The organism is Ignavibacteriota bacterium, assembly GCA_016708125.1.
GTDB lineage: Bacteria > Bacteroidota > Ignavibacteria > Ignavibacteriales > Melioribacteraceae.
The window spans coordinates 4,466,634-4,493,504 of record JADJGF010000001.1 but is presented as its reverse complement, the minus strand read 5'-3'; the positions used below and the strand labels follow the sequence as shown (position 1 = coordinate 4,493,504).

General features: G+C 26.9%; 30 protein-coding genes and 1 pseudogene. All 31 read left to right on the top strand.

The annotated features are described in order from the left end of the window. Positions 1–252: 252 nt before the first annotated feature. The 31 genes and pseudogenes from IPH62_19305 (at position 253) to IPH62_19155 (ending at position 26,516) form a co-directional block, all read left to right on the top strand. A complete protein-coding gene (locus tag IPH62_19305; protein MBK7107419.1) occupies positions 253–1,290 on the top strand; it encodes a hypothetical protein in 1,038 nt (345 codons plus the stop codon). A 239-nt stretch (positions 1,291–1,529) separates the two neighbouring features. Continuing rightward, positions 1,530–2,141, top strand: a complete 612-nt coding sequence (locus tag IPH62_19300; GenBank protein ID MBK7107418.1) for a hypothetical protein — start codon at positions 1,530–1,532, stop codon at positions 2,139–2,141. 254 nt (positions 2,142–2,395) lie between these two features. Next, positions 2,396–3,229, top strand: coding sequence for a hypothetical protein (locus tag IPH62_19295; protein MBK7107417.1), 834 nt, complete (start codon positions 2,396–2,398; stop codon positions 3,227–3,229). Positions 3,230–3,492: 263 nt separating this feature from the next. Then, positions 3,493–4,236, top strand: coding sequence for a hypothetical protein (locus tag IPH62_19290; GenBank protein MBK7107416.1), 744 nt, complete (start codon positions 3,493–3,495; stop codon positions 4,234–4,236). 253 nt (positions 4,237–4,489) lie between these two features. Further along, positions 4,490–4,885, top strand: coding sequence for a PH domain-containing protein (locus IPH62_19285; protein ID MBK7107415.1), 396 nt, complete (start codon positions 4,490–4,492; stop codon positions 4,883–4,885). 254 nt (positions 4,886–5,139) lie between these two features. Then, complete coding sequence (locus IPH62_19280; GenBank protein MBK7107414.1) at positions 5,140–5,766, top strand: outer membrane beta-barrel protein; 627 nt, start codon at positions 5,140–5,142, stop codon at positions 5,764–5,766. 306 nt (positions 5,767–6,072) lie between these two features. Next, on the top strand, positions 6,073–6,555 hold the full coding sequence (locus IPH62_19275; GenBank protein ID MBK7107413.1) for a hypothetical protein: 483 nt from the start codon (positions 6,073–6,075) through the stop codon (positions 6,553–6,555). Positions 6,556–6,827: 272 nt separating this feature from the next. After that, positions 6,828–7,937: a hypothetical protein gene (locus IPH62_19270; GenBank protein ID MBK7107412.1), complete on the top strand. Its 1,110-nt coding sequence runs from the start codon at positions 6,828–6,830 to the stop codon at positions 7,935–7,937. Positions 7,938–7,939: 2 nt separating this feature from the next. Beyond that, positions 7,940–8,086, top strand: coding sequence for a hypothetical protein (locus IPH62_19265; GenBank protein MBK7107411.1), 147 nt, complete (start codon positions 7,940–7,942; stop codon positions 8,084–8,086). 139 nt (positions 8,087–8,225) lie between these two features. Continuing rightward, a complete protein-coding gene (locus IPH62_19260) occupies positions 8,226–8,543 on the top strand; it encodes a BrnT family toxin (protein MBK7107410.1) in 318 nt (105 codons plus the stop codon). Next, a pseudogene (locus IPH62_19255) lies at positions 8,512–8,789 on the top strand (BrnA antitoxin family protein). Before IPH62_19260 ends, IPH62_19255 begins: the two are co-directional and overlap by 32 nt. Positions 8,790–9,039: 250 nt before the next feature. Continuing rightward, positions 9,040–9,198, top strand: a complete 159-nt coding sequence (locus tag IPH62_19250) for an SdpI family protein (GenBank protein ID MBK7107409.1) — start codon at positions 9,040–9,042, stop codon at positions 9,196–9,198. A gap of 527 nt (positions 9,199–9,725) precedes the next feature. Next, positions 9,726–10,316: a hypothetical protein gene (locus IPH62_19245; protein ID MBK7107408.1), complete on the top strand. Its 591-nt coding sequence runs from the start codon at positions 9,726–9,728 to the stop codon at positions 10,314–10,316. A 238-nt stretch (positions 10,317–10,554) separates the two neighbouring features. Next, positions 10,555–11,205, top strand: coding sequence for a class I SAM-dependent methyltransferase (locus IPH62_19240; protein ID MBK7107407.1), 651 nt, complete (start codon positions 10,555–10,557; stop codon positions 11,203–11,205). Between the two features lie 263 nt (positions 11,206–11,468). Next, complete coding sequence (locus IPH62_19235) at positions 11,469–13,955, top strand: toll/interleukin-1 receptor domain-containing protein (GenBank protein MBK7107406.1); 2,487 nt, start codon at positions 11,469–11,471, stop codon at positions 13,953–13,955. 242 nt (positions 13,956–14,197) lie between these two features. Beyond that, positions 14,198–14,623 (top strand): hypothetical protein, encoded by a 426-nt coding sequence (locus IPH62_19230; protein ID MBK7107405.1) that lies wholly within the window; start codon positions 14,198–14,200, stop codon positions 14,621–14,623. A 270-nt stretch (positions 14,624–14,893) separates the two neighbouring features. Further along, positions 14,894–15,262: a hypothetical protein gene (locus IPH62_19225; protein MBK7107404.1), complete on the top strand. Its 369-nt coding sequence runs from the start codon at positions 14,894–14,896 to the stop codon at positions 15,260–15,262. A 377-nt stretch (positions 15,263–15,639) separates the two neighbouring features. Beyond that, positions 15,640–15,819, top strand: a complete 180-nt coding sequence (locus tag IPH62_19220) for a hypothetical protein (protein ID MBK7107403.1) — start codon at positions 15,640–15,642, stop codon at positions 15,817–15,819. Beyond that, positions 15,812–16,225 carry a PIN domain-containing protein gene (locus tag IPH62_19215; GenBank protein MBK7107402.1) on the top strand — a complete coding sequence of 138 codons (414 nt, stop codon included), beginning with the start codon at positions 15,812–15,814 and terminating at the stop codon, positions 16,223–16,225. The genes IPH62_19220 and IPH62_19215 overlap by 8 nt, the downstream gene beginning before the upstream one ends. A 253-nt stretch (positions 16,226–16,478) precedes the next feature. Further along, complete coding sequence (locus IPH62_19210; protein ID MBK7107401.1) at positions 16,479–17,081, top strand: hypothetical protein; 603 nt, start codon at positions 16,479–16,481, stop codon at positions 17,079–17,081. Positions 17,082–17,362: 281 nt separating this feature from the next. Beyond that, positions 17,363–17,713, top strand: a complete 351-nt coding sequence (locus IPH62_19205; GenBank protein MBK7107400.1) for a hypothetical protein — start codon at positions 17,363–17,365, stop codon at positions 17,711–17,713. A gap of 32 nt (positions 17,714–17,745) precedes the next feature. After that, positions 17,746–17,904: a hypothetical protein gene (locus IPH62_19200; GenBank protein MBK7107399.1), complete on the top strand. Its 159-nt coding sequence runs from the start codon at positions 17,746–17,748 to the stop codon at positions 17,902–17,904. Between the two features lie 28 nt (positions 17,905–17,932). Then, on the top strand, positions 17,933–18,085 hold the full coding sequence (locus IPH62_19195; protein ID MBK7107398.1) for a hypothetical protein: 153 nt from the start codon (positions 17,933–17,935) through the stop codon (positions 18,083–18,085). Positions 18,086–18,205: 120 nt separating this feature from the next. Then, on the top strand, positions 18,206–19,432 hold the full coding sequence (locus IPH62_19190; GenBank protein MBK7107397.1) for a hypothetical protein: 1,227 nt from the start codon (positions 18,206–18,208) through the stop codon (positions 19,430–19,432). Between the two features lie 6 nt (positions 19,433–19,438). Continuing rightward, positions 19,439–20,602 (top strand): HlyD family efflux transporter periplasmic adaptor subunit, encoded by a 1,164-nt coding sequence (locus IPH62_19185; protein ID MBK7107396.1) that lies wholly within the window; start codon positions 19,439–19,441, stop codon positions 20,600–20,602. Positions 20,603–20,605: 3 nt separating this feature from the next. Further along, entirely contained in the window at positions 20,606–22,747 is a 2,142-nt protein-coding gene (locus IPH62_19180) for a peptidase domain-containing ABC transporter (GenBank protein MBK7107395.1), read from the top strand. Between the two features lie 315 nt (positions 22,748–23,062). Beyond that, positions 23,063–23,338, top strand: a complete 276-nt coding sequence (locus IPH62_19175) for a type II toxin-antitoxin system Phd/YefM family antitoxin (GenBank protein MBK7107394.1) — start codon at positions 23,063–23,065, stop codon at positions 23,336–23,338. Positions 23,339–23,340: 2 nt separating this feature from the next. Next, positions 23,341–23,634: a type II toxin-antitoxin system RelE/ParE family toxin gene (locus tag IPH62_19170; GenBank protein MBK7107393.1), complete on the top strand. Its 294-nt coding sequence runs from the start codon at positions 23,341–23,343 to the stop codon at positions 23,632–23,634. Between the two features lie 264 nt (positions 23,635–23,898). Then, positions 23,899–24,414, top strand: a complete 516-nt coding sequence (locus IPH62_19165; protein ID MBK7107392.1) for a hypothetical protein — start codon at positions 23,899–23,901, stop codon at positions 24,412–24,414. A gap of 248 nt (positions 24,415–24,662) precedes the next feature. After that, positions 24,663–25,730: a DUF5050 domain-containing protein gene (locus IPH62_19160; protein MBK7107391.1), complete on the top strand. Its 1,068-nt coding sequence runs from the start codon at positions 24,663–24,665 to the stop codon at positions 25,728–25,730. A 279-nt stretch (positions 25,731–26,009) separates the two neighbouring features. Next, positions 26,010–26,516, top strand: a complete 507-nt coding sequence (locus tag IPH62_19155) for a hypothetical protein (protein ID MBK7107390.1) — start codon at positions 26,010–26,012, stop codon at positions 26,514–26,516. Positions 26,517–26,871: the final 355 nt, after the last annotated feature.

The window sequence follows — 26,871 nt, the reverse complement described above, 5'->3', positions numbered from 1 at the left end:
ATAAAAGTGTATAACACGCAAATCAACCCGACCGCTTCGCTCAATTCTGGTTTGGTTTGTAAACAGAAAGCTTAGTTTTCAATTTTAGTTTTTTGTAAAAGTGAAGTGCAATTCAAAAAAGTAAGTTGCAAAGTTTGCTAAATAAAAATTAAACTTTGCTCTTTAAAATAAACCAATCGTTATTTAATAAAATTGTTGTTTTGTGTGGACGGGTTATTTGCCACGCCGTTAGCCAACTAAATATTCAATCATATGTTAAAAGAAAATTTAAAATATCACCCAAATCGTTTTATTTATTGTCGTCCTTTTTTGAAGGATATAATTAAAAAATATAAAAACGTCGATTCAGATGATGGACTTACTGAAGATTATAATGAAAGAATAGATTTTTATGAATCTTATCCATCAGTTAAAACTTCAAATGACTTAGATGAGATAATAGAAAACGAAGACAAATTATATTTTTATTATATAGAATATTTAAAGAATGGACAGAATATTTTCCATTTTCCAAATGCTTTATTAAATCTTTTTAACAAAACAGATGTTGATAATGTTTATTTAAAATATCTTCACTTCCCATTTAAGCAATTTTATATTTATCTCGGCACTCAAAAAGATTTATTAATCTTCGATAAAGACTATTTTGTTGATGGAGCCTATATAAGATATGAACCTGAAATAGAACCATATTTAAAAATATTGCTGACAACTGTTCAACCAAATCTTGAATATAATCCCGAATTAAATATTATTGAGAACCCAGACAAATCTTATGAATTCGATTTATTGATTGATGAGAATGCAACTGTAGGCTCTTCAATTGAAAATGAGTTTAAAATTTATGAGGAAGCTGATTTAGATAATGTCATCGAGAAGAAGTTTATCCCTGGTTTCCCAATTTTTAAAGAATCGCTTAGACTTATTATTAATGCATTATGCTATCTATCATCGGAACATAAAGAAGTTGATAGTCGTTATCCTTCAAATCCACCCGATAGTTTGATTGATAAATTAAGTAAATCAAAATCCATAAAAGATATACAAAGGAATCAGTCAAAACTTGAAAGTCAAGGTTATACAAAAATATTGTTTTGTGGTGACTCAATAAAAAAAGAGTGTGAAAGCATTCCTTCCGGAAAAGAACTTTCAACTCATTGGCGTAGAGGTCATTGGCGAAATCAAGTTTATGGTGAAAACTTTTTACAGCATAAACTTATTTGGATAAAACCAACAATTGTTCGTAAAGATAAAGGAGAATCTTCGCACGGTCATATTTATGATATTTAGTTTATTCTTCAAAAAGTTGGCTAACAAGCAACTCAAGCCGACCGCTTTTTTCGCATTCGGCATTTTACAAATTTTAATGTTGGTCGTTCCGTCTTTAGTTTCTTGTTCAAGTTTCTACTGCTATGAAAATTTTTTTATAATTATTTAATTAGTCGTTCTAACTTAACCATCAGTTTTGGGCGGCGGCTTATTTGCCACGCCGTTAGCTTGTAAATAACAATAATTGAGGTAATAATAATATGAAAAAATTAATTTTTATCTTGCTTTTAGTTATGTTATCGCTATTTGGCTGCAAGGGAAATGATGATAATCCTACTGAAAGCAATACCGAAAAAGAGGTTTTGTTTCCACTTAATGTAGGAAATCAGTGGGAGTATCAAAGAACATCTTTTGACTCAATCGGCAATATTAGAAATGTTAGTACTATTGTTTGTAGAGTTGAATCTGATACTACTATTCTTAATGAAAAATGGTATAAAACATTTTGGGGATTTGAAATGAACAAAGATGATGGGTTATGGCAATACTACGATAGTTCATCAAATGTCAATGGGATAGGATATTCTACACTCCAATATGTTTATCCTTCATCAGCTAATTATAGTTATCGTCCCATGGGTGCAAATGGGACAATCACAGTTGTCTCTATAAATGAAAGCTTTACTACTCCTTCACAAACATTTCAATGTTACCATTATCGCTTAAAATATGACAATACTAATGGATATCAACAAGATTATTATTTTAGTCCGAATATCGGTTATATAAAATGGGAAGAAGGCATAAAAAGTTTGTCTGGTAAATGGTATACTTCCTCTAAGTATGAACTTATATCTTATGAAGTAGAGTAGATAATTTTCACAAGCTAACCAACAAATCAACCCGACCGCTTCGCTCGTTTGGGTTTTGTGCAAAAAAAAAATTTGAAAGTAAATTTTAGTTTTTTGTAAAAGTGTAGCACAATTTAGAGAAGTGAGTCGCAAAGTTTGCTAAAGAAAGTTAAACTTTGCTCTTTAAATAAATTATTCGTTATTTAACAAAATTGTTGCTTTTGGCGGACGGGTTATTTGCCACGCCGTTATGTGTCATAGAAAAGGAACGAAATATGAATAATTCTGATATTAAAGATTTCGAGGGAAAAGCAATTGAGTTTATCAAAACTGAATTAATCAAAACTTCTCCTAAAAATTGGCAAAGAATGGTAGAAAAATTTGTATTAGCTGCACTTGGCAGTATTCCTTGGGTTGGTGGTTTTATTAGCGCCGCAGTAAGTTACAAAACTGAAGAAAGTGGCATTAAAACAAATAATCTACAAAGTCAATGGCTCGAGGAGCATGCAAAAAAGATTAGCATATTAATGAAAGATTTGGAAGAAGTTGTTAATAGGTTTGAAGGTATCGGAGAACAAATTGAAGAACGAATACAAAGCGAACAATATCTCTCACTTGTCAGAAAAGCATTTCGTATTTGGGATGAATCTGACACAGAAGAAAAGAGAAAATATGTAAAAAATATTGTATCAAATTCGGCTGGGACAAAACTAACCTCAGATGATGTTATTAGACTTTTTATGGATTGGTTAAATTTATATCATGAAGCTCATTTCGCTATAATAAGAGAAATTTATAAAAATCCTGGAATAACACGTTTTGAGATTTGGGATTCTATCAATGGTGAATTACCAAGAGAAGATTCTGCTGAAGCTGACTTATACAGAATGTTATTTAGAGATTTAAGCATGGGAGGTGTAATTCGTCAAGAAAGAGCAACGAATCAATATGGTCAATTTTTAAAGAAAAAAGTTCCAAGAAGAAAAGGAGTTATTTCACCAACGATGGAATCTGCTTTTGAAGAAACAAAACCATATGTATTAACTGGTCTTGGTGAACAATTTGTTCATTATACAATGAATGAAGTTGTAAAAAGAATTGAAAACTAAAATATTTTAAAATGCCACATAACAAACAAATCAACCCGACCGCTTCGCTCAATTCTGGTTTGGTTTGTAAACAAAAAGTCAGAAAGTAAATTCAAGTTTTTTATTAAAGTGTAGTACAATTTAGAGAAGTAAGTCGCAGTTTTTGCTGATGAAAATTAAAAACTGCTCTTTAAAATAAATCATTCGTTATTTAATAAAATTGTTTTTTGGGCGGACGGGTTATTTGCCACGCCGTTATATAGCTAAAAATAATGTATAAATATTTGAAAATAATAATTGTACTCAAACTATTCATTATTATAGTAATTGATTATACTTTTGCCCAAGTAGAAAAAAATAATAATTTTATTTTATGTCAAGCTTATGAAGAAGATTCGAATAAATTACTTGAAGAATATTTTATTAAATGGTCAAATGAAATAAAACCAATTTCAGTAAATGTTCTAAATGAATTAGATATTAATAAAAAAACAGTTTACAGTATTTTTACAGATTTTCAAAACTTTCATATATCAGAATATTATAGTGATTTTTTGAAAAAACCTTATACAATGATTCAGAATGAAATTATATATATTATTACTAATTCTGATACACTATATCCAATTTACTCTAAAAACAAGAATGATATTGTTGATACATTATTAAATTTTAGACCAATGCCTGATTTAGTTAAAAACCAAGTGGTTTATGTAAATAATAAAAAGAAAAAGCAGATTGATGAATTTATAAAAAGTGATTGTTGTTCTAAAAATGAAAACAAATATTTAAACCTAAAATGGCGAGGATGGCCACGTGCAAATTTTATTGAAACAAAAACGACACTAAAAGCTAGTTTATGGGGTTTCAAATATTATTCAATACCTTACGTTGAATTTAGAATTAATAAAAGCTTAAATAAAGTTTTAATTTCAGCAAACAATGGTTCAACTTTTACTGAATATTTATTTGAATTGAAAGAAAATAAGTGGACTTACATTGAGACAGTGGACTTTCTAATTGAATAAAAGCTATATAACCAACATATCAACCCGACCGCTTCGCTCAATACTGGTTTGGTTTGTAAACAGATAGTTTGGAAAGTTCAGTTAAGTTATTAGCTAAAGTTAAGTCAATTCAGAAAAGTTAGTCGCAGTTTTTAGTAAAATAAAATTAAAAACTGCTCTTTAAATAAATCATTCGTTATTTAATAAAATTGTTGTTTAGGGCGGCGTGTTATTTGCGTCGCCGTTATAAAGCATAAAAAGAGAAAAAATAATTATGAATTTTGAACCTAAAAAAGATTTGCTCTACACAATTGTAATTTGGAGTATTCCAATTTTCATATTACCATTTTTAGTTTTCCTATATTCAAAAACTATGTTAATTATTTTTATTTGTGCAATTGGACTTTCAGTTTGGATTTGGAACAGCACAAATTATAAAATTGAAAAAGGAGAATTATTTATAAAAAGTTGGATTTTAAGAAAGTATGTAAAAATTGAAAATATATTAAAAGTTAGAAAAACAAATAATATTTTATCTTCTTATGCGCTATCATCAGAAAGATTAGAAATTACTGAAAAATCTAAAAACAGATTTTATATAGCTCCAAAAGATTTCAATACTTTTATTTCTGAATTATTAAAAATTAATCCAAACATAGAAATTAAATAATGCTTTATAACAAGCAAATCAACCCGACTGCGTGCGCAGTCTGGCATTTATTGTAAAAATTAAATTTGAAAGTTCGTATAAACTTGTTGTTTAATATTGAAAGTAAATTTTAATAACCAAAAAACAGTTTTTGCAAAACGAAGTTAAAAACTGTTTTTATAAATTTTGGCGGAAACAATAAACTTAAAATTGCTGTTTAGGGCAGCGTGTTATTTGCCACGCCGTTATGCAATTAAAAAAAAAGGAGTATTAAAATGAAGAACGAAATATTAATTATAGTAGTTATTCTTTTTGTTATTACTTCTACGGTTTATTCACAAAGTAATATGAATTTAAATGGGACTAATTCAATTAATGTAAGTTTTGGATTTAAGATGAATTCTACCACTTCAGCAAGTACAACTTTATCTGAGGTAAATACTGAGACAAATATTTTAATTGATTTAAATTATCAATATTGGTTTGATAACCAATGGTCTGTTGATGCTTCAGTAGGAACATTTGGAGCATCTGCAAATGTAAATTATTCCAATATATCAACAGTAACAATCATTCCATTATTATTTGGGTTCAGTTACTATCCGGAAAAATTAGCAATAGGAGATGTTGGAAGAATACATTTTGGATTAAATACTGGTATTTATATTGGCAGTGGAACACAAACAAAAACAAGTTTAGATAATTTATTTAGTATTGGAAGCGATGTAGTTAATGAAACAGTTTTCGGAGTTGAGCCAAATTTAGGAATAGATTTCTTTATTTCTAGTTGGTTAAAAATAGGGCCAAAAATATCATATCATTTTATTAGTAATTTTAAAGAATTGGGGAACAAAGGTTACAGTGGTGGGGTCTTTGCAATAAATTTGGGAATTCTATTATAAAACTTTATTTGTGGAATTCTTCAGTTTGATTAATATTATAAAATAAATTGCATAACCAACAAATCAACCCGACCGCCGGTTTCACTTGGCGGAATTTTGTAAACAGAAATATTGGAAGTTCATTTAAATATTTTGTTAAAGTGAAGTACAATTTAGAAAAGCGAGTCGCAGTTTTTGCCAAGGAAAATTAAAAACTGCTCTTTAAAATAAATCGATCGTTATTTAGTAAAATTGTTGTTTAAGGCGTCGGGTTATTTGCCACGCCGTTATGTTGCAATAGCAATAATAAATGGGATCTTATAAATTATGGTAATTCGTAAAACTTTAATGATTTTAGGATTTATTCTAATTGTTGTAAATTTAAATAAGGCACAGAGTATGAATGAAAAACTTGATCAAGTTGAATTGATGAAACAATTTATTGGAACTTGGAAATGTGAATTTGATGATGAAACAAAATTTATTTCTGAAAATGAGAAGTTTGGAAATGGTTTAGTATGTAATAGCAAAGTAATAAAGAACGGAAAAATAGTTGACAGAGTAATTCAACTTTATGGCTATGATAAAAAAGCTGATAAATTTATTATAGCAGAATTAAAAGAATCTTCACCAAATATGGAACTTTGCCAAGCTTGGTTCACATCAGAAAATAAAGGCGAAATTATAATTACTAATCCAGAGAATTCCCCATTAAAATTTAGATTTGAATTTAAAACACCAGATATGATTGTACAAAAAGCAATACAAGATGGGAATGTAACTAATGAAATTATGTTAATTCGTGAGTAAAAAATAAAAAAGCAACATAACCAACAAATCAACCCGACCGCTTCGCTAATTTGGGCTGAATTTGTAAATCAAATTTTGGAAAGTAAATTTTAGTTTTTTGTTAAAGTGAAGTACAATTCAAAAAAGTAAGTCGCAGTTTTTTGTAAAACCAAATTAAAAACTGCTCTTTAAAATAAATCATTCGTTATTTTGTAAAATTGTTGTTTAGGGAGTCGGGTTATTTGCCACGCCGTTATGTGCATAAAAATATTATTTAATTTTGAGGAAATATTATGAATATTGAAACAATTTATGATTACATTAAAACTTTTAACAATGAAATAATTGATTTGGGCTTTAAGCGAGATGTTCAAGATTATTTAAATAGTTTACCTAACAATCAAAATAATATTGTAACACTTAGAGACATTGCTAGTAAAGTTTCAAGTAAATTAAATTCAATTTACGAAGGCGATTTACCTAATATGTTAAATAGTTTATTTCCCAAATCTACAGTAAGACCATTTACAGAAACAAATTTTGATGAAAAAATTGCAAATTTAATTACTGACAGTGAAATTGAACTAAATCAATTTTATAGTCAATTAAATCAAATTTTAAATCAATTAAATCAAAAGCTTCAAGAAAATATTAACGAAATCGATAATATTGAGGAATTTATAGATCCATATATAAAAATTAGTAATTCCGATTTATCCCAAGAAAAAGAAGCAATTTTATCTATTATTTTTATTGATCAAAAAACTATTACAAATCTAAATGAATTTGTTAAAAATATTTCTGCATGGAATAGAACAATCCCAATTTATCATCAAATCATAAATAGTAGTTCACCAAAAGATATTAAAATTGTTGAAGTTCAAAATGGTTCTGTTGACTTCGTAATTAACCTTAATGTCGATGTCGCTATAAATTTAATTGAACTATTTACTGTTGGTTTTAAATGTTATGCAGCATATCTTTCTTATAAAAAAATTATTGCCCCAATAACAGAGGCTTATTTTGGTAATCAAAAACTATTAAAAAGTGAAAAGGCTAGAGAAGAAGAATTGTTAAATAATATTTCAATTGCTATTTCTAGTAAAGCTGAAGAACAACATAAAATTGCAATAAAAAAAGATAAAAACATTGACAAAAATATTGACAAAAAAGTTGAACAAATTACAAACCTGATTACTTCGCATATTATTAAAGGTAATGATATTAAATTATTAGCTTTACCAAAAAGTGATGAAGATAATGAAGAAGAAAAAGAAAAAAAAGAAGAACGAAAAATTGAATTAGCAAATATTTCAAGAGATGTTCGTTCTTCAATTAAAAAATTACCCCCATCAGAATTACAAAAACTTCTAAGAGAATATGGTGAACTTAAAGAAGAATAAAAATGCACATAACCAACAAATCAACCCGACCGCTTCGCTCAGTTTGGGTTTGGTTTGTAAACAAAAAGTTAGGAAGTAAATATTTGTTTTTTGTTAAAGTGTTGTGCAATTCAGAAAGTTTAAAAACAATGTTTGTGGAAAAAAGTTAAACATTGTTTTGTAAAAATATAAATTCGTTAATTAATAAAATTGTTGTGTTGGGCGGACGGGTTATTTGCCACGCCGTTATATGGCAAATAAGAAAATTGGTATTGCAAAATTAAGTATGTTTTTATAATATACAGCTGTATGAAAAATACTTTTGATAATATTGAAGGATTTCAATGGGATAATGGAAACATTGAGAAAAATTGGTTAAAACATCAAGTTTTACATATTGAATGTGAACAAATATTTTTCAATGAACCATTAATTGTTGCAGATGATGTTAATCATTCAGAAAAAGAAAATCGTTGGTTCGCTTTAGGAAGAACAGATTCAGATAGAAAAATATTTACTGTTTTTACAATAAGAAAAAACTTAATTAGAATAATTTCAGCAAGAGATATGAATAAAAAAGAGAAAAGAAAATACAATGAAGAAATTAAAAAATATTCCAAAATTTAAAACAGAAGAAGAAGAAAGAGAGTTTTGGTCAAAAATGACTCTACAGAATATATTAATTGGGAGAAATCCAAATCGACATCTTTTCCAAATCTTAAACCATCCACAAGAACAATTTCATTAAGACTACCAGAATTTTTATTAAATGACTTAAAAATAATTGCAAATAAAAGAGATGTACCATATCAATCTTTAATAAAAATAATCTTAAAAGAAAAAATAGATTTTGAATTAAGAAATTCTGCTTAATATAAAAATGCCATATAACAAACAAATCAACCCGACCGCTTCGCTCAATTCCAGTTTGGTTTGTAAACAGAAAGTTTAGAAGTCAATTTTAGTTTTTGTAAAAGTGAAGTGCAATTTAGAAAAGTTAGTCGCAGTTTTTTGTAAAACTAAATTAAAAACTGCTCTTTAAAATAAATCAATCGATATTTAATAAAATTGTTGTTATGGGCGGACGGGTTATTTGCGCCGCCGTTATACATTTGGAGGAAATATGGAAATATTATTTCTAATTTCTGGCTTTGTTGGAATTTTAATGATTGCATTATCAATTCCATTAATATTGCAAAAAGTAAAAATTAATCATTGGTACGGAATAAGATTACCAGAAACGATGAAAGATGAAAAGTTTGGTTTGAAACTAACAGATTAGGTGGAAAATACTTATTTAATAATGGCGTTATCATTGTAATTATAAGTATGGTTTTATATTTCCAAAAAATAATTCCAAATATTTATGCTTTCATATTTATTACAATATTTATATACGTAAGTGTAATTGGCGTCACAATAAAATCGAGTAAATTGGCAACAACAATATCAAAAAAGAAAATTCAAACTGTTTTAAAGTAAAAATGTATAACAAACAAATCAACCCGACCGCTTCGCTAATTTGGCGGGAATTTGTAAATCAAAAATTGGGAAGTAAATTTAAGTTTTTTGTAAAAGTGAAGTACAATTCAGAAAAGTGAGTCGCAGATTTTTGTAAAACTAAATTAAAAACTGCTTTGGTAATTTTACCAATCGTTATTAAATAAAATTGTTGTGTTGGGCGGACGGGTTATTTGCCACGCCGTTATGCATTTGGAAAAATAGAAAATGAAAAGTATAAAAATTATTATTTGTATTCTATTATTCGGGATTAATCTATCTGCCCAAAAACCAATCAAGGTAATAAAATTGTCAAAAAATAATTTTACAAAATCAGACAGTCTTAATCTTATTGACTTTGCGCAAAAATATTCATTCCAAAATATTGATTCCATTCAAATTGGAATAGACTATTATGCTGGAGATTTTGAACCAAATGAAATTATAGTATATGAATCTCCTATCATTAATGGTGTTTCTAAAACATCAAGATATTTGCACGCATATTCAAATTATTGGAATTCGTCGGATTCTAATCAAACTGAATATAAAACACAATATTTACTTACTTCTTTAGATACTTCAAATACATGGATTGTAAATTCATCAAAAGGTAAACTTGATATTCTACAAGATAGAAGTATAAAAATTGACGAAGTAAATAGAATTATTGATTTAATAGATAATCAGAATATAAAATATTCATTGGACTCCACAATCTCTATAAATTTTTCAGAACCAAAATCTTTAAAGAATAATCTTCGCAATTTATTTCGTATTAAAAAGAATAATGAGCGATACTTTTTAGATTATGGATTTGATGGAAATGGGGAAGAAATTGAATGTATTTTGAAGAAGAATAATTTGATTGTGAAAGAGTTTATGTATTGGATTAATTAAAAATGCATAACCAACAAATCAACCCGACCGCTTCGCTCAATTCTGGTTTGGTTTGTAAACAGATAATTTGGAAGTTCATTTAAGTTATTTGTAAAAGTGAAGTACAATTCAGAAAAGTAAGTCGCAGTTTTTACCAAGGAAAATTAAAAACTGCTCTTTAAAATAAATCATTCGTTATTTAATAAAATTATTGTTTATGGCGTCGGGTTATTTGCGCCGCCGTTATGTTACTTAAAAAATGGAAACATTAGAAAAGACAAATCAATTAACAAGAAAAGCTTACAATAAAGCCGCTCAAAAATATTATGATTTATTTTATGACGAATTGGGGAAAAAAGAATTTGACAAAAATATAATTGATGAATATTTGAGTTTATTTAACGAAAAATCAATATTGTGTAGTGTTGGTTGTGGACCTTGTGGGCATATTGAAAATTATATCTATCAAAAAGGAATCAACATTGTTGGAATTGACATTTCAGAAAAATGTATAAAAATAGCAAAGAATAAAAACCCTAAAATACATTTTGAAATTGGAGATTTTTCAAAATTAAAATTCAAACAAAATTATTTTGACGGAATAATATCATATTATTCAATAATAGATACACCTAAAAAATATTTGCAAAATGTATTTAAAGAATTTAATAGAGTATTAAAAAAAAATGGTTATTTATTAATCGTTACAAAAGAAGGTAATTCTGAAGGATACGAAGAAGAATTATTAGACATAAAATCAAAAATCTATTATTCACTTTTTTCAATGGAAGAAATTCAATCGGCCTTGGAAAGTTCTGGTTTCAAAAATGAAAGAATCTTAAATAGAAAACCATATATAGATGAAATTCAAATTAATCGAATTTACTCAATAAGTAAAAAAGTAACATAACCAACAAATCAACCCGACCGCTTCGCTAAATTGGGTTTGGTTTGTAAACAGAAAGTTTAGTTTTCAATTTTAGTTTTTTGTTAAAATGAAGTACAATTTAGAAAAGTAAGTCGCAAAGTTTGCTAAAGAAAATTAAACTTTGCTCCGGTAATTTTACTAATCGTTATTTAATAAAATTGTTCCGTCAGCTGACGGATTTGGGCGGACGGGTTATTTGCCACGCCGTTATATAGAATTTATTTGACCAATTAATAGGAGTAAATATGCCTAAAGCATTTCTATCTCATGCAAGTAAACAAAAATTTTATGTTGAAAAAGTTGCAAGTATTCTTGGTCAAGATAAAATTATTTATGATGTATTTACGTTTGAAGAAGGTAATAAAACTATCGATGAAATATTTATTGGATTGGAGCAATCAGATGTATTTGTTTTATTTATTTCAAATGAAGCATTGGAAAGTGAGTGGGTAAAAAAAGAAATATTTAATGCTGAAATATTAATAAAAGAAAATCAAATAAAAGGTTTTTATCCTATTATTATTGATAATACAAAACACTCAGATACTAGAATTCCTGAATGGATTAAAGAATATAATCTAAGAAATGTTTCTAAACCTACAAAAGCAGCAGAACGAATTTTGCAAAAACTTCGAATTGTTGCATGGGAAATGTTCCCACAAACAAAAGCAAAACAACAACTGTTTATTGGTCGTGATAAATTTAAAAAGGAGTTTGATGAAAGAATTTTTAATTATGATATTCCAACTCCAATTTCCATTATTGTTTCTGGTTTACCACAGGTTGGTCGTAGAAGATTTCTTCAACATTCCTTAATTAATGCTAATAAAATAAGAGATTACTATTTCCCTCCAACTATTAATATGCATTCAAGTGCAAGTATAGAAGATTTTATACTATTTCTATTTGATCTTGGTTATGTAGCGAGTATTGATAGAAAAGATTTAGTTGATTTTTTAAATATCCCGATGGAAGAAAAAATTGAATTAGCTAAGATTATTCTACTAGAAATTTATGCTTCAGATAATATTGTTTATGTAGTTGACAATTTTAGCATTGTTTATAAAGATGGTCAAATCGTTGACTGGTATATAGAACTAATTGATCGATTAAGCAAAGAAATAAGGAAAATATTTATTCTTATAATTTCTCGTGTTGTTCCTAATTATACTAGCCTTAAAAATAAAGATTATATTTATTCTATATCACTACCAGGATTAGATAAAAATGAATGTAAAAATTTATTTCAAGCACACTTAGATATTGAGAATTTAGATATTTCTTTGGTTGATAAAAAAAATTTTTCAGAATTATTTACAGGATTTCCAACACAGATAATATTTACAGTTGATTACCTAAAAAAAGTTGGTATTGATGAATTAAGAAATAATTTACATGTAATTGCCGAATACAATTCTGAACATATAAGTTCGACAATACGAGAATATAAGGATAATGTTGCTGCAATGAGTTTACTAAGAATTTTAGCAGAATATGACATTATTAGTTTAAAACTTTTAAGAAAAATATTTGAAACTGAGGAGGAAATAAATTTACGTGAACTAATTGTTGAATTTTCTAAGAGATCAATAATTGAATATGTCGGAGCTATTAAAGAATATATGAAATTAAATGACGGTGTAAGAGATTATATTTTACGTCTTAATCTAAGAATGGAAGATAAATATATCAAATCGATTAAAGATTACTCCTTATTAATCTTAAAAGATTATACTGATAAAGATGATACAGATATGTCAGAATTATCAATCGCTTTTCAAACTGCAATAAAAAATGGTAATATTAATGAAATTCCAAAAGAATTACTTATTCCATCGTATTATCTTAATGCAATTACTGATCTATATAGAAATGGATTATATGATTCAGCAATTGATATAGCTGACAATTTGTTTCAAAATAAAAAAAATATTGATCGTCGAATAATTAGTGAAATAAGATATTGGTTATGTTCAGCATTAGCTAAAAATAGGGACAAAAGATTTACAACAGAAGTGCAATTTATTGGGCAACCTGATCATAATTTTTTGTTTGGATTTTATTATAGACTTACTAGACGTTATGACGTAGCATTAGAAAGACTTTTTAGTCTATTACATGAATATCCAAATTATATAAAAGCAAAGAGAGAGTTAGTACTTGTTTATATAAATTTAGAAGATTATGATTCTGCATATGAATTAGCAAAAGAAAGTTACTATCAGCGAAAATCAAATCCTTATTATATTCATGCTTATTTTCGTTGTCTTATTAAGCAAAAAAATAATATTTCTGATCAAAAAAAAGAACTTAAATTTTTACTAGATCAATTGGAGACAATTCCGAGTAGAAAGGCACATGAAATGTTTTATTCATTAAAATCAGAATATTTTGCATATATTGATCATAATGAGGAAATGGCTTATAGAATAATTGATGAGGGGATTAAAGAGTTTCCAGAAAACATTTATACATATTTAACAAAAATGGAAATAAGTAGATACTATTATAATACTGATGTTCTGACAACCGTACTTGATACGATAAATTCAAATTTTAAAATGTCAGAATTAGAGTATAGACTAAACTATCTAAGTGCACAAGTAATCAGTCATGGTCTAAATAAAGATTTCCAAGCCGCTGAAAAGTTTATTAGAGATAAAATTAAAACAAAATATTCTGTAAAAACAGTAGACGGATTAGAGAATGAATTAAATCGTTTACCAAAATAATTTCTATATAACAAGCAAATCAACTTGACCGCCGAACTCAGTCGGGTGAATTTGTAAAAAGTTAGTTTGTAAGTTTTATTTAAGTTTTTTGTTAAAGTGAGTGCAATTCAAGGAAAAGGTAAGTCGCAAAGTTTGCTAAAGAAAAATTAAACTTTGCTCTGGTAATTTTACCAATCGTTATTAAAATAAATTGTAGTTATTGGCGGACGGGTTATTTGCCACGCCGTTAGGCATCTATTCAAATGAATATTGAAGAAACGTTTAATTTATATAAATCTAAAAATTCCATTTCATTTTTTAATAAAGTAGTCTTATTCATATCTGAGTTGTACTTTATTCTTATTATAATATTTGAGTTCATACTTGATTTTCGTGTTCATTATGTATTCTATATTTTACTTGCAGTTTTATTTTTATACATAATTTTTAGTAGATTAAAAATAATTATAGCCAAACCTTATGATGATAGACTTGCGGGAATTTCTTATATAAACAGTATGAAGTTTAGATACTGGAATTCAGCTTTAACTAAAGAAGAAAAGTCAATCCATCCATTTTTTAATTTATTTTATACTCCTATTAATTCTATATTATTTTTTGTTGGTTCTTTGTTACCTGTTTTATTCTTGTTAATTGTTTTACTCGCTTTACTAATTAAAATATTCTAATGCCTAACCAGCGCCTCAACCCGACCGCCGTTTTGGTTCGGCGAATTTGTGATTTTTGAAATTGTGTTTTAGTTATAGTTTGTTGTTCTAAGTGTTCGTTCTAATTAATTAACTTGCCTTCGGTTTGTACTGAACAAGTTACAAACCTACGGCTTAATATTTATCAGTTGTGTTTTACTCGGCTTCCTTGTTATGGGCGGCGGGTTAGGCGCAACGTCGTTAGGCATCAAAATATATTTATTATGTATATCATTTTTATTAGGCAAATGTATGAAAAATTATTTTCTATTGATTATAGCTTTAGTCGTATTTTTTATAGTTTCATGTTCTTCTTCGCAACTTGCTTTTTATAAACCAACTGAAGAAGCATCTCCTTGGAAAATTTCTGTTGTAAAAATGCCTATTACAAATTCTTTTATCTGTAAGATAAATGATATTGAAGTAGTAGAGGAGTCTTTTGGATTATTCAGTAAAAGTTTTGAGAAAAGTGCTGTATTTCAAGAAAGAAAAATAGTTATGAGTGGATATAAAAAAAATTATGAAGTTTATACGGGCAATAATGCAACAAGCACAGAGACAGATTATCGAATTAGTATCTTTATTAATGGGGAAAAGTTGAAGAGTTTGAATTTTAGTTAGTAATTAATATCCATAATTACTATTTACAAATAGATTTAAGATAATGAATAATAACTCAAATAAAGTAAAATGCTGCCTAACCAGCAAATCAACTTGACCGCCGTTCCGGTTCGGTGGAAATTTGTAAATAGAGAATTTAGTAATCCAATTTAAGTTTTTTGTTAAAGTGAAGTGTAATTAAAGAAAAGTTAAGTCGCAATGTTTGCAAGGAAAATTAAACATTGCTCCCGTAATTTTGCCACTCGTTATTTTGTAAAATTATAATTAAGGGCGGACAAGTTATTTGCAACGCCGTTATACATTGAAAATAATGAATTGAAAGTAAACTATGTTTGACTTATATTTTAGCACATCTAAATTGAAATATTGAGGGAAATGTGATCACCAAAGAAAAAGTTAAAAGAAAAATTGATCGTGTACCAGAAAAACTATTAAATAAAGTTGACAAATACATTGACACTGTAATTTCTGAAATTACTGAGAAAAAGAAAATTCATACTTTTAAGCTTAAGGGGCAATTCGACGATATTGATATTAGAGAAAGTGCATATGAATGAAATATTTTTTGATACTAATTTATTAATATATGCAATTGATGAAGAATCAAAATATTATATTTCAGTGCAACAAATATTAAATAATAAAGAAAATAAATTATTCACTTCTTCTAAAAACATTTCAGAATTTTTATCTGTAGTTACTAGAAATCCTAAATCAAGTATTTCAATAAAAGAAGCGTTAGTTGTAGTAAAAGACTTTCAAAAAATATTCACAATATTATATCCAACCGAAAAATCCAATTCAATATTCATAGATTTATTAAAGAAGTATTCACCAATTGGACTCAGAATTCATGATTTTGAAATTATAAGCATTTCACTTTCAAATAATATTAAAACAATAGCTACTGTAAATAAAAAAGATTTTATTGATGTTAGTGAAATAGAATTAGTTTTAATTTAGCAAAATCAAACAAGGTATAACAAGCAAATCAACCCGACTGCATGTCGCAGTCTGACATTTGTTGTAAAAATTAAATTAGAAAGTTTGTTTAAAATTGTTGTTTAATATTGAAAGTAAATTTAAATAACCAAAAAACAGTTTTTGTAAAAACAATTTAAAACTGTTTTTATAAAATTTGGCGGAAACAAATTAACTTAAGTTTGCAGTTATTGGCGGCGTGTTATTTGCGTCGCCGTTATACCGCTAAAAAAATATGAAACTATTGTTAGAACATAAAGATAGAATTAATAATCCTTCTGAAAATGATATTCGTAATTCATTGGAACAAATAGATCAATTAAAATTAGATTTTATAATTCTTCAAAAATCAAAAAAAGAATTTTTACAATGTGCAAAAACTATTGATGGAAAATTAATTGAATATCATAATAGTGAACAAAATGAACATTTGAGATTTAATACAAATTATTCTGAGAATGAATTAATATTTTTAATTTTCAATGATTTTTTAACAAGCAAAAAGATTAACAAAAATATCGTAAAATTTGAAAATTTTAATTTAGGAACTAAGAAAGATTTTACAACTTATATATCTAGAGTAGCTTCTATCCTTGCATCAATTATACTTGTAAAAATATTTTGGGATACAAAAATTAGTAATAATAGTAGCGACAATATTTGGGGAATTGACGTTATTTATGTTATTACAATTATGTTCATTTTAATGGCAATTGGTTTTAGCTCAGATTTAGATAAATGGGATGAACTTAGAATGAATTCTAAATCTTATGTAATTGGGAGTATTTTTTTGGCAATTTTTTTCAGTATAATTTCAATAATAAAGTTAATAAGTTAACACATTAAAATATCGGTATAACAAACAAATCAACCCGACCGCTTCGCTCAATTCCGGTTTGGTTTGTAAACAGAAAGTTTGAAAGTAAGTTTAAGTATTTTGTTAAAGTGAAGTACAATTCAGAAAAGTAAGTCGCAGTTTTTACTAAAGTTAAATTAAAAACTGCTCTTTAAATAAATTATTCGTTATTAAATAAAATTGTTCCGTCAGCTGACGGATTTGGGCGGACGGGTTATTTGCCACGCCGTTATAAACTTTTAGCTCATATAAGATAAAAAATTATGCACAAAAATATTGAAAATCTAGAACGTATTAAAAAAATTAACAAATTAATAAAAAATCAACAAACAGGTAATTCTAATGATTTTGCTTTGAAATTAAATATTTGTAGAAGACAATTATTCAATATTATAGAATATTTACGTGCAATTGGTGCCCCCATCAAGTATAATAAAAAGATGGAAACTTTTTATTATGACAACGATTTTAATTTAGAAATAAAATACTCTGTAAAAATTATTACTAATGAAAAAGTAAAAAATATATATGGAGGGGAAGTATTTTATGATTATTTGCTAAAGTGCAATGATATTGCACTTAAAAAAATTAAGTTAGAATTGCCTAATACTTAGGCTATTATAATTTAATAAAAAATGGAGGTTTTATGAATGACAAATTATTTGCTATTGATGGAACTCAAAATCTTTCAAAAAAAGAACTTTTAGAGATTGAAGGTGGATCATTAGAAGAATTTTTATGGGGTGTAGCCATCGGAGCTTTAGCTGCTGGTTTATATGCACTTGGTGATTGGTTATTTGGTTAAAAAAAATATTAAAAAGACGGAGAAAAAAATGAAACATAATATGAATGAAATTAACGGAGTAGTAGAATTAAACGCAACTGAAATAAGTGAAATTAATGGAGGTGAATTTACAACTTTTATGATAGGTGTATATCTTGGTTATAAAGGAATGGAAGCGTTAATTGATTGGTTATTTGGGTAATATTTTATATTTGACCTATCATGAATTGAATAATGAAGTGAATAAATTATTTATTTAGGGTAGGTCAAGTAATTTCATGATCGTTAACAACGCATTACTTCAAACATAAAAAATAAAACAATGAAAATATTTCTTTTTTTCTTCTTTTTATCTATTCAAATATTTTGTCAAGATTCCTTAACAAATAATATATATAAATATGATTTTATCATTAAAGATTCTCCCGCTCTTTTATTTACAATGAAACAAACTAACCAAAATTATCTAAGTTCTCTGAGAATACTCAATAAAGAATTAGATGAATTGGTTGAAAACAAAAAGATGTTAAGTTTTCTTCAAATAGTGTTGTCGCTATTTACTATTCCATTAACACATGAAGAAGGGCACAGGTCAATTCTAACAGCAAAAAATTTGGGGTCAATATCAAAACCCTTTATAAATTCATACGGTGCTGCTACTGTAATTGGAGTTAGAGATATTGATCTTAAAATTTTACGTGATACAGATTTGCCAAATTACATTCGGCTTCATTCCGCTGGGTTAGAATCTGATTATATGCTTACAAGAAGAATTGAAACGATAATGGCATTTGAGGAAGATGTTTATAAAAATATTGAGTGGGAATATTCATATAGAAAGCTCGCCATTTTACAATATTATTTGATGGGCTTATTCAAATATAAAGGTGAGAGTAAAGAGGAAATTGATGAACTGGAAAGAGATATTGTAGGTCATGATATCTACGGTTTCGCAAGACATATTTATAGACCAAATATGGAGTTTCACCGATATACTGATTATAATTCTCTTTCTGAAAAAGAACGAAATTTAGTAAAAAGATTTGGGTGGCGTTCATTATTAAACTTACTGAATTCAAATATAATTGGGAAAAGAAATTTTTATTTATCTGAGAATATAAAAGGTAATTTTGGTATAGGTTTCACAATGGCACCATTTGGAGATTTTATCGATGAAAATATTTGGTTAAAAATTGATGAAAAGTACAATATCCATTTTTATTGCAGGCAATTTCAAAATGAGTCTAATTGGTTTTATGGTTATGGTTTAAGTTTACATGATTATAATATTACTAATAGATTTTCTACCACAATCGCTACACACTTTTGGACACAACCTAAATCTTTTGATTTTTTTACTAATAAATCATTTACTGGAGGAGCTATAGATTTAACATTGAATTACAATCTATTTAGGGAAAAAGAAAAATGGTTAAAAGGTTTTGGTGTAAAATTAGGTTTATTGTACAAAAGCAAAGGTTTTTTACCGGAAGAAATTATGCTTGATGAGCATTTTGGTTTTAGCATTGGGACTGTTTTAGAATTTTAATTTTTCATGAAAATCTTTCCAGCTATATTTTTTGAAAAAGGTAAAGAATTTTACTTAGAAGAAATATCTTTTAAAAGCCAAATCATATATTCTTCAATTTTGTTATTTCTAATTTTCAGTTTTAGTTCCCTCCCTTTTATTTATGTGGATACATTTACTCAAGCAAGGGGTATTATAAAAACAAAAAATGAAAATTTCCAGATTGTTGCTCCAATTACTGGAAAGTTAATCTCTCTTAAATTAAATGATAATCAAAAAGTATTAAAAGGAGATACTTTGCTAGTTTTTGATGTCTCAACAATTGAAGCAGAAATTGAAGTGAAAAAAATTGATATAAACAGAAATAAAAACTACATCTCAGATTTAATTACTTTGATTGAGGCAAATGATTTCAATATTTCTAATCAAATTAAATTTAGGTCTACAATGTTTTTAAAAGATTATAGCCTTTTTCTAGAACGCATTAATGAGTTAACTTTTCTTTTAGAACGTGCACAAAAACAAAAAGAAAGAGATAAAGTACTATATCAAAAAGATCTTATTTCAAGTAAAGAATTTGAAAATAGTGAATATGAGTTTGATAGAGCAGTATCCCAAAAAGAACAATTATTTAAAACTTCAAAATCTGAATGGGAAGGAAAACTTATCAACTATGAGCAAGAGAACAGAGTATTAGCTATCGAATTAGAAAAGTTATTTGAGTTAAAAAGAAAATACTTTGTCCTTGCACCAATAGATGGCACAATTCAAGAATTGGAAGGTATTCAACCAAATAGTTATTTAGTTCAAAATCAACTAATAGCCAACATTTCTCCAAATGATAGTTTGGTTGCTGAAATCTATATTTCTCCTAAAGATATTGGATTTGTTAGGCAAGGACAAGATATTAATATCCAAATGGATGCTTATAATTATAGAGAATGGGGTTTGTTAAAAGGTAAAGTTATCGTTGTTAGCGATGATGTAGTCATTTTAAATAATTCATATTTCTTTAAAGTTATATGTAAAACAAGTCAAAATTTCTTAGAATTAAATTATAATTTAAAGGGTAATTTAAAAAAAGGGATGACTTTTACAGCAAATTTTCTACATAATAAACGAAGCCTTTATAATTTACTTTTTGATAAAATTGACGATTTTGTAAATCCACAACTTAATAATCAAAACTAAATTATGGCTTCAGTAAATATAAAACAACATGATATAACTGATTGTGGAGCTGCTTGTCTTGCATCAATATCTGCACATTACAAATTGTTTGTCCCTATTTCGAAAATTAGACAATTTGCCTCTACAGATAAAAAAGGAACAAACGTACTAGGTTTAATAGAAGCAGCTGAAAAGCTAAAATACCAAGCAAAAGGAGTTAAAGGTAATTTAGAAAGTTTATCTAAAATCCCATTACCTGCCATTGCACATGTTATTGTAAAAGAGGTATTGCAGCATTATGTAGTAATTTACAAAGTGCGGAAAGATTCAGTTTGGATAATGGACCCAGCAGAAGGAAAAACATGTAAGCGAAACATTGAAAGCTTTGAAAAAGAGTGGACAGGTGTTCTTGTTTTGCTTTTACCTAGTGATAATTTTATTGAGAAAGATGAAAAAGTTTCCATATATAAAAGATTTTGGTTCTTAATTAAACCACACAAAAAAGTTTGGATACAAGCATTATTAGGTGCATTATTCTATACAATAATTGGTTTATTTACATCAATTTATATTGAAAAGATTACGGATTATGTTATTCCAAACGGAAACAAAAATTTACTTAACTTATTAAGTGTCATTTTTCTAATTCTAATAGTATTTCAAATTTTTCTTGGCACAGTAAAGAATTTATTTATACTAAAAACCGGACAACACATTGATGCAAGGCTGATACTCGGATATTATAAACATCTTTTAACCTTACCTCAAAGATTCTTTGATACAATGCGAGTTGGAGAAATTATCTCCAGAATAAATGATGCTATAAAAATTAGGAATTTTATTAATGATGCATCAATAGATTTTATGCTAAATATTTTTATTGTTTTCTTCTCTTTCTCATTAATGTTCATATATAGTTACAAATTAGCATTAGTCATTTTATTGGCAATTCCAATTTATTCGTTTCTATATTTTATTATAAACAAATTGAATAAAAAGACTGAAAGAAAAATGATGGAGAATGCAGCTCTTCTAGAATCAAATTTTGTTGAATCGCTTAGTTCAATAAATACAATTAAATCAATGGGTGTTGAAGAGTATACGAATTTCAAAACAGAAATGAGTTTCATTCAATTATTAAAAACTATTTATAAATCTGGAAAAAACTCAATCTTTTCAAATTATTCATCTGAGACAATATCTAAATTATTTGTATTAATACTATTTTGGATTGGTTCATATTATGTAATAGAAAATGAAATTACACTTGGAACTCTTTTTTTGTTTTATGCGTTATTAGGCTATTTTAATCAACCAATAAGTAGTTTAATAAAAATGAATTCTACGATTCAAAATGCTTTAATAGCAGCTGATCGTCTTTTTGAAATTATGGATTTGGAACATGAAAAAAATGACCAATTTAAAAAAGAACAATTTAGTACAGAAATTGAAGATATAATATTAAAAGATATTTCATTTAGCTATGGTTCACGAAAAGAGATATTTTCTAACTTAGATTTTATTATTAAAAAGGGAAAACTAAATGTACTTGCTGGTGAAAGTGGAACTGGTAAAAGTACTATTTTAAATATTCTGCAAAATATTTATTCAATTAAAAATGGTCAAATATTATTTGGACAAATTGATATAAATCATATTCAAACAAAAAGTTTACGCAAAAATGTTGTTGCGGTTCCACAACAAATAGATTTATTTAAAGGTTCATTAATTGAAAACATTGCTTTTGGTGATTATGAACCAAACATTAATAAAATAAGTGAAGATATAAATGTTTTTGGATTTAATAAATTTATTTATGGACTTCCCAATGGTATTGAATCGTATGTAGAAGAAAAAGGTGTTAATTTTTCTGGTGGTGAAAAACAAAAAATAGGAATACTTCGTGCATTTTATAAAAATCCAAAGATAATTTTATTAGATGAAACTACATCCGCAATGGATGGTAATTCAGAAATAAAAGTAATATCAGCTCTAAAAGAGTTTTCTAAAACAGGTATTACCATCCTATTTGTTACTCATAGGGTAAGTGTAATGAAATTAGCCGATAATGTTTCTTTTTTGAAAAATGGAAAAATAGTGGAACAAGGCGATTATAAAACATTAATAAGTAGGAAAGGAGAGTTTTACAGTTTTCTCCAAAATTAGTAAATAAAGTTTATAACCAGCAAATCAACTTGACCGCTTCGCTCGTTTGGGTTTTATGCAAATTAAAAGTTTAAAAGTTTATTTTAGTTTTTTGTTAAAGTAAAGTGCAATTCAGAAAAGTAAGTCGCAGTTTTTTGTAAAACAAAATTAAAAACTGCTCTTTAAAATAAATCAATCGTTATTAAATAAAATTGTAGTTTTTGGCGGACGGGTTATTTGCCACGCCGTTATACCACTTAAAAGATAAATTCTTCTCTTGTAAATATGTGCAGTATATTGTACTTTAAGATGTACAATAAAAGTTTTGGAGAAAATATGCACAAAATACAATTTGATCAAGATATTCAACCACTTTCAAAGTTTAGATCAAAAGTTGCTTTTTATTTCGATCAAGTAAAAAAAACAAGAAGACCTTTAGTAATTACACAAAATGGGAAAAGCTCTGCAATTTTATTAGATGTTTCTGAATATCAGCAAATGCTTGATAAAATAGAAGTATTGGAAGATGTAAGATTAGCTGAATCACAAATCAATCAAGGTTTAGCAATTTCGCATAAAGATGTAAGAAAAAGATTTACTTCGAGAGCATAAATATGAAAATATTTTGGTCTCCATTAGCTGTCGAACGATTAGAAAGTATTTATGATTTTATCGCAAAAGAAAATATTTCTGCTGCACAAAATTTGATGGAAAATATTTTAAATAAAATTGAAACTTTATTGGAAAATTCAGAACGAGGAAGAAAAGTTCCAGAAGTAAGCAGAGAAAATATTCGAGAATTATTTGAAGGTGAGTATAGAATAATTTATCGAATAGAAGAAAAAAATATTTTCATTTTAACAATTAGAAATTTCAAACAACTTCTACCAGAAAAAGACATAGAATAAAAAGTGGTATAACAAGCAAATCAACCCGACCGCTTCGCTCAATACTGGTTTGATTTGTAAGCAAAAAGTTTAGTTTTCAATTTTAGTCATTTGTTAAAGTGAAGTGCAATTTAGAAAAGTGAGTCGCAAAGTTTGCTAAAGATAAGTTAAACTTTGCTTTGTAAAATTAATCATTCGTTATTAAATAAAATTGTTCCGTCAGCTGACGGATTTGGGCGGACGGGTTATTTGTGCCGCCGTTATGTAATTTAAAAGGAGGTAAATATGAAAAAGTATTTTCAGATATTAGTTTTTATAATAACTGTAACATTAATAAATTCTTGTTCAGAATCAATAAATGAATCCCAAAATAAAATTGCTCCAGTTCAAGAAATACAAATATTTTATAAATATTCATTTAAAAATGAACTTGATACATATAAACTCAAATATACAAAAGATTTAGTTTTAGATGGAACAATCACAACAGACTTTTGGCTTACTAAGGAAGAACAAGAAAAAATAATTCAAAAAGTAGAAGAAATAAATTTTTTTAATTTGCCAGATTCATTAACATGGACTGAATCAGATTCAACAAAACTAGAATTTGATCCAGATCCTGGAAAACAAATATTAAAAATAAATTATGAAAACAAAGAGAAAAATATATATTGGTATTTAGTAAATAGTTATCCAGAAGAACATAATAAAATAATTGAGTTAACAAATACCATTGAAGAAATAATATATAAAAAACCAGAATACAAATCATTACCGGCAGCTAACGGATTATATAATTAAAAATTGCATAACCAACAAATCAACCCGACCGCTTCGCTAATTTGGGCTGAATTTGTAAAAATTAAGTTTGAAAGTAATTATAAGTTTTTTGTTAAAGTGAAGTGCAATTCAGTAAAGTTAAAAACAATGTTTGTAAAAAAAAAAGTTAAACATTGTTTTTTAAAATTAGAAATTCATTATTTAATAAAATTGTAGTTTTAGGCGGACGGGTTATTTGCCACGCCGTTAGGCAACAAAGAAATATTATTATGAAATACTTAAAAATAATTTTATCATTCACCATTTTATTATTTGTCTTTAAATGTCAAGATACCATAAATGGACCGAATGAACCTATTGAAAAAATTGTATTTGTATCAGTTGACAATTTAAATAATATTGGCTCGACTTCTAATATATTTGTAATAAATGGTGATGGAAGCAATTTGAAACAATTAACAAATAGTGATAGCTATTATTCAACAAATCCAATCATAACTTTTGATAACAAATATATAATTTATGAAAGCAATCGTGAAAATTATCCAAATATATTTTCAATGACTTTAGATGGTTCTGAAATAAAAAATTTAACGAATAGTTATTCATTTGATTTTGAACCGCAAATATCATCTAATAATTTAATAGTTTTTGAAAGATTTGATTTTAATAATGGAATTATGCAAAATCCGCAAATTTATAAAATGACAATTGATGGAGGAAGTCAAGTTAATTTAACAAATGACATTTATCCCAATGAAAATCCAAAAATTGACTTCAAAGGTGAATATATATATTACATTTCACGTATTTCTGGTTCCAACCATTTAAATAGGATTGATGTTTATGGAAAAAATAAAAAATTGTTAACTGATAGCACATTGGACGTTACTATTTTTGAAGATGACTTTACAATTTCTGAAGATGGGAAAAAAATAGCTTTTATTGCATATGATAATTATTCATCAATAATGGATTTGTATATTATGAATTCTGATGGGTCAGAAATAAAAAATTTGACAAATGATATTTACTATCAAAGTAATCCTAAATTTTCTAGAGATAATTCTAAGATTGTATATGACTTATCCGGGCATACAAATTTGCCTGGTAAAAGAATAATCAAAATTATCACCATAGATGGAAATACTTCAATAAATTTAGTAGAGCTTGAAAAAGCAGCTAATCCTATTTTTAATTCAACTGGTGAAAAAATAATATTTACAGCTGAAAGTAAAGGTTCTTCAAATATATTTTCTATAAATATTGATGGTACAAATTTGAAGAATATTTCAAATAGAGATTGTGATGATTTCTCACCAAGAGTTTTAAGATAGTTGCATAACCAACAAATCAACCCGACCGCTTCGCTAATTTGGGCTGAATTTGTAAAAATTAAGTTTGAAAGTAATTATAAGTTTTTTGTTAAAGTGAAGTTCAATTTAGAAAAGTAAGTCGCAAAGTTTGCTAAAGAAAAATTAAACTTTGCTCTTTAAAATAATTCATTTGTTTTTTAATAAAATTGTAGTTTTTGGCGGACGGGTTATTTGCCACGCCGTTAGCTGTATACAACATTATAAATAAATATATAAAATAATATAATATAAGGTGTTAGTATGGACTTAATAAGTATAATAATGACTTCTTTAAATTTAGTATTAATAGTGATTACTGTTTATTTTTTAAACAAAAGCATCAAACAAGTAAATAAACAAATAACGCTAATGAGAGAAGAAAGAAATATTAAAACAAAAAATGACTTCGCAATGATTTGGTTAAAAATTGATGAGTATATGTTGCAACATCCTGAAATGAGTGAATTATGGATTGAACCAGAAACTTTTTCATATATTAAAAAACAATTCTCAGAAAAGAATACATTAATAGATTTTCTAAAAAGAAGGGCATTTTCAGCTATAATAATTGGTACATATTTCAGAAGTTTTAAATTGGAAGAAAATATTCAAAATGAAGTTGGAGGTATAGAACTTAGTGAAGTAACTACAGATAATAAGGGTTTATGGGAATTTTGGGATAAATGGGGCATACGCGAAGATTATCTTACATTTCCAGAATTTGTAGATTTCATGGAAAAAACTTTCTTTAAAGAGTTTTATAAATAATATTTTAAATATACAGCTAACCAACAAATCAACCCGACCGCTTCGCTCGTTTGGGGTTTGTGCAAAATTAAAGTCTGAAAGTTTAATTTAGTTTTTTATAAAAGTGTAGTGGAATTAAGTAAAGTGAGTCGCAGTTTTTTGTAGAACAAAATTAAAAACTGCTTTTAAAATAAACCATTCGTTATTTAATAAAATTGTAGTTTTTGGCGGACGGGTTATTTGCCACGCCGTTATATAGCAAAACATTTTAAAAATGATTTTATATTATTTTGGGATTAAATGAGTTTATTAGATTTTTGAGTTTAAATTCTAGACATAAATTTTTGTTCCACTTTAAACTTTGGAGAGCTTATGA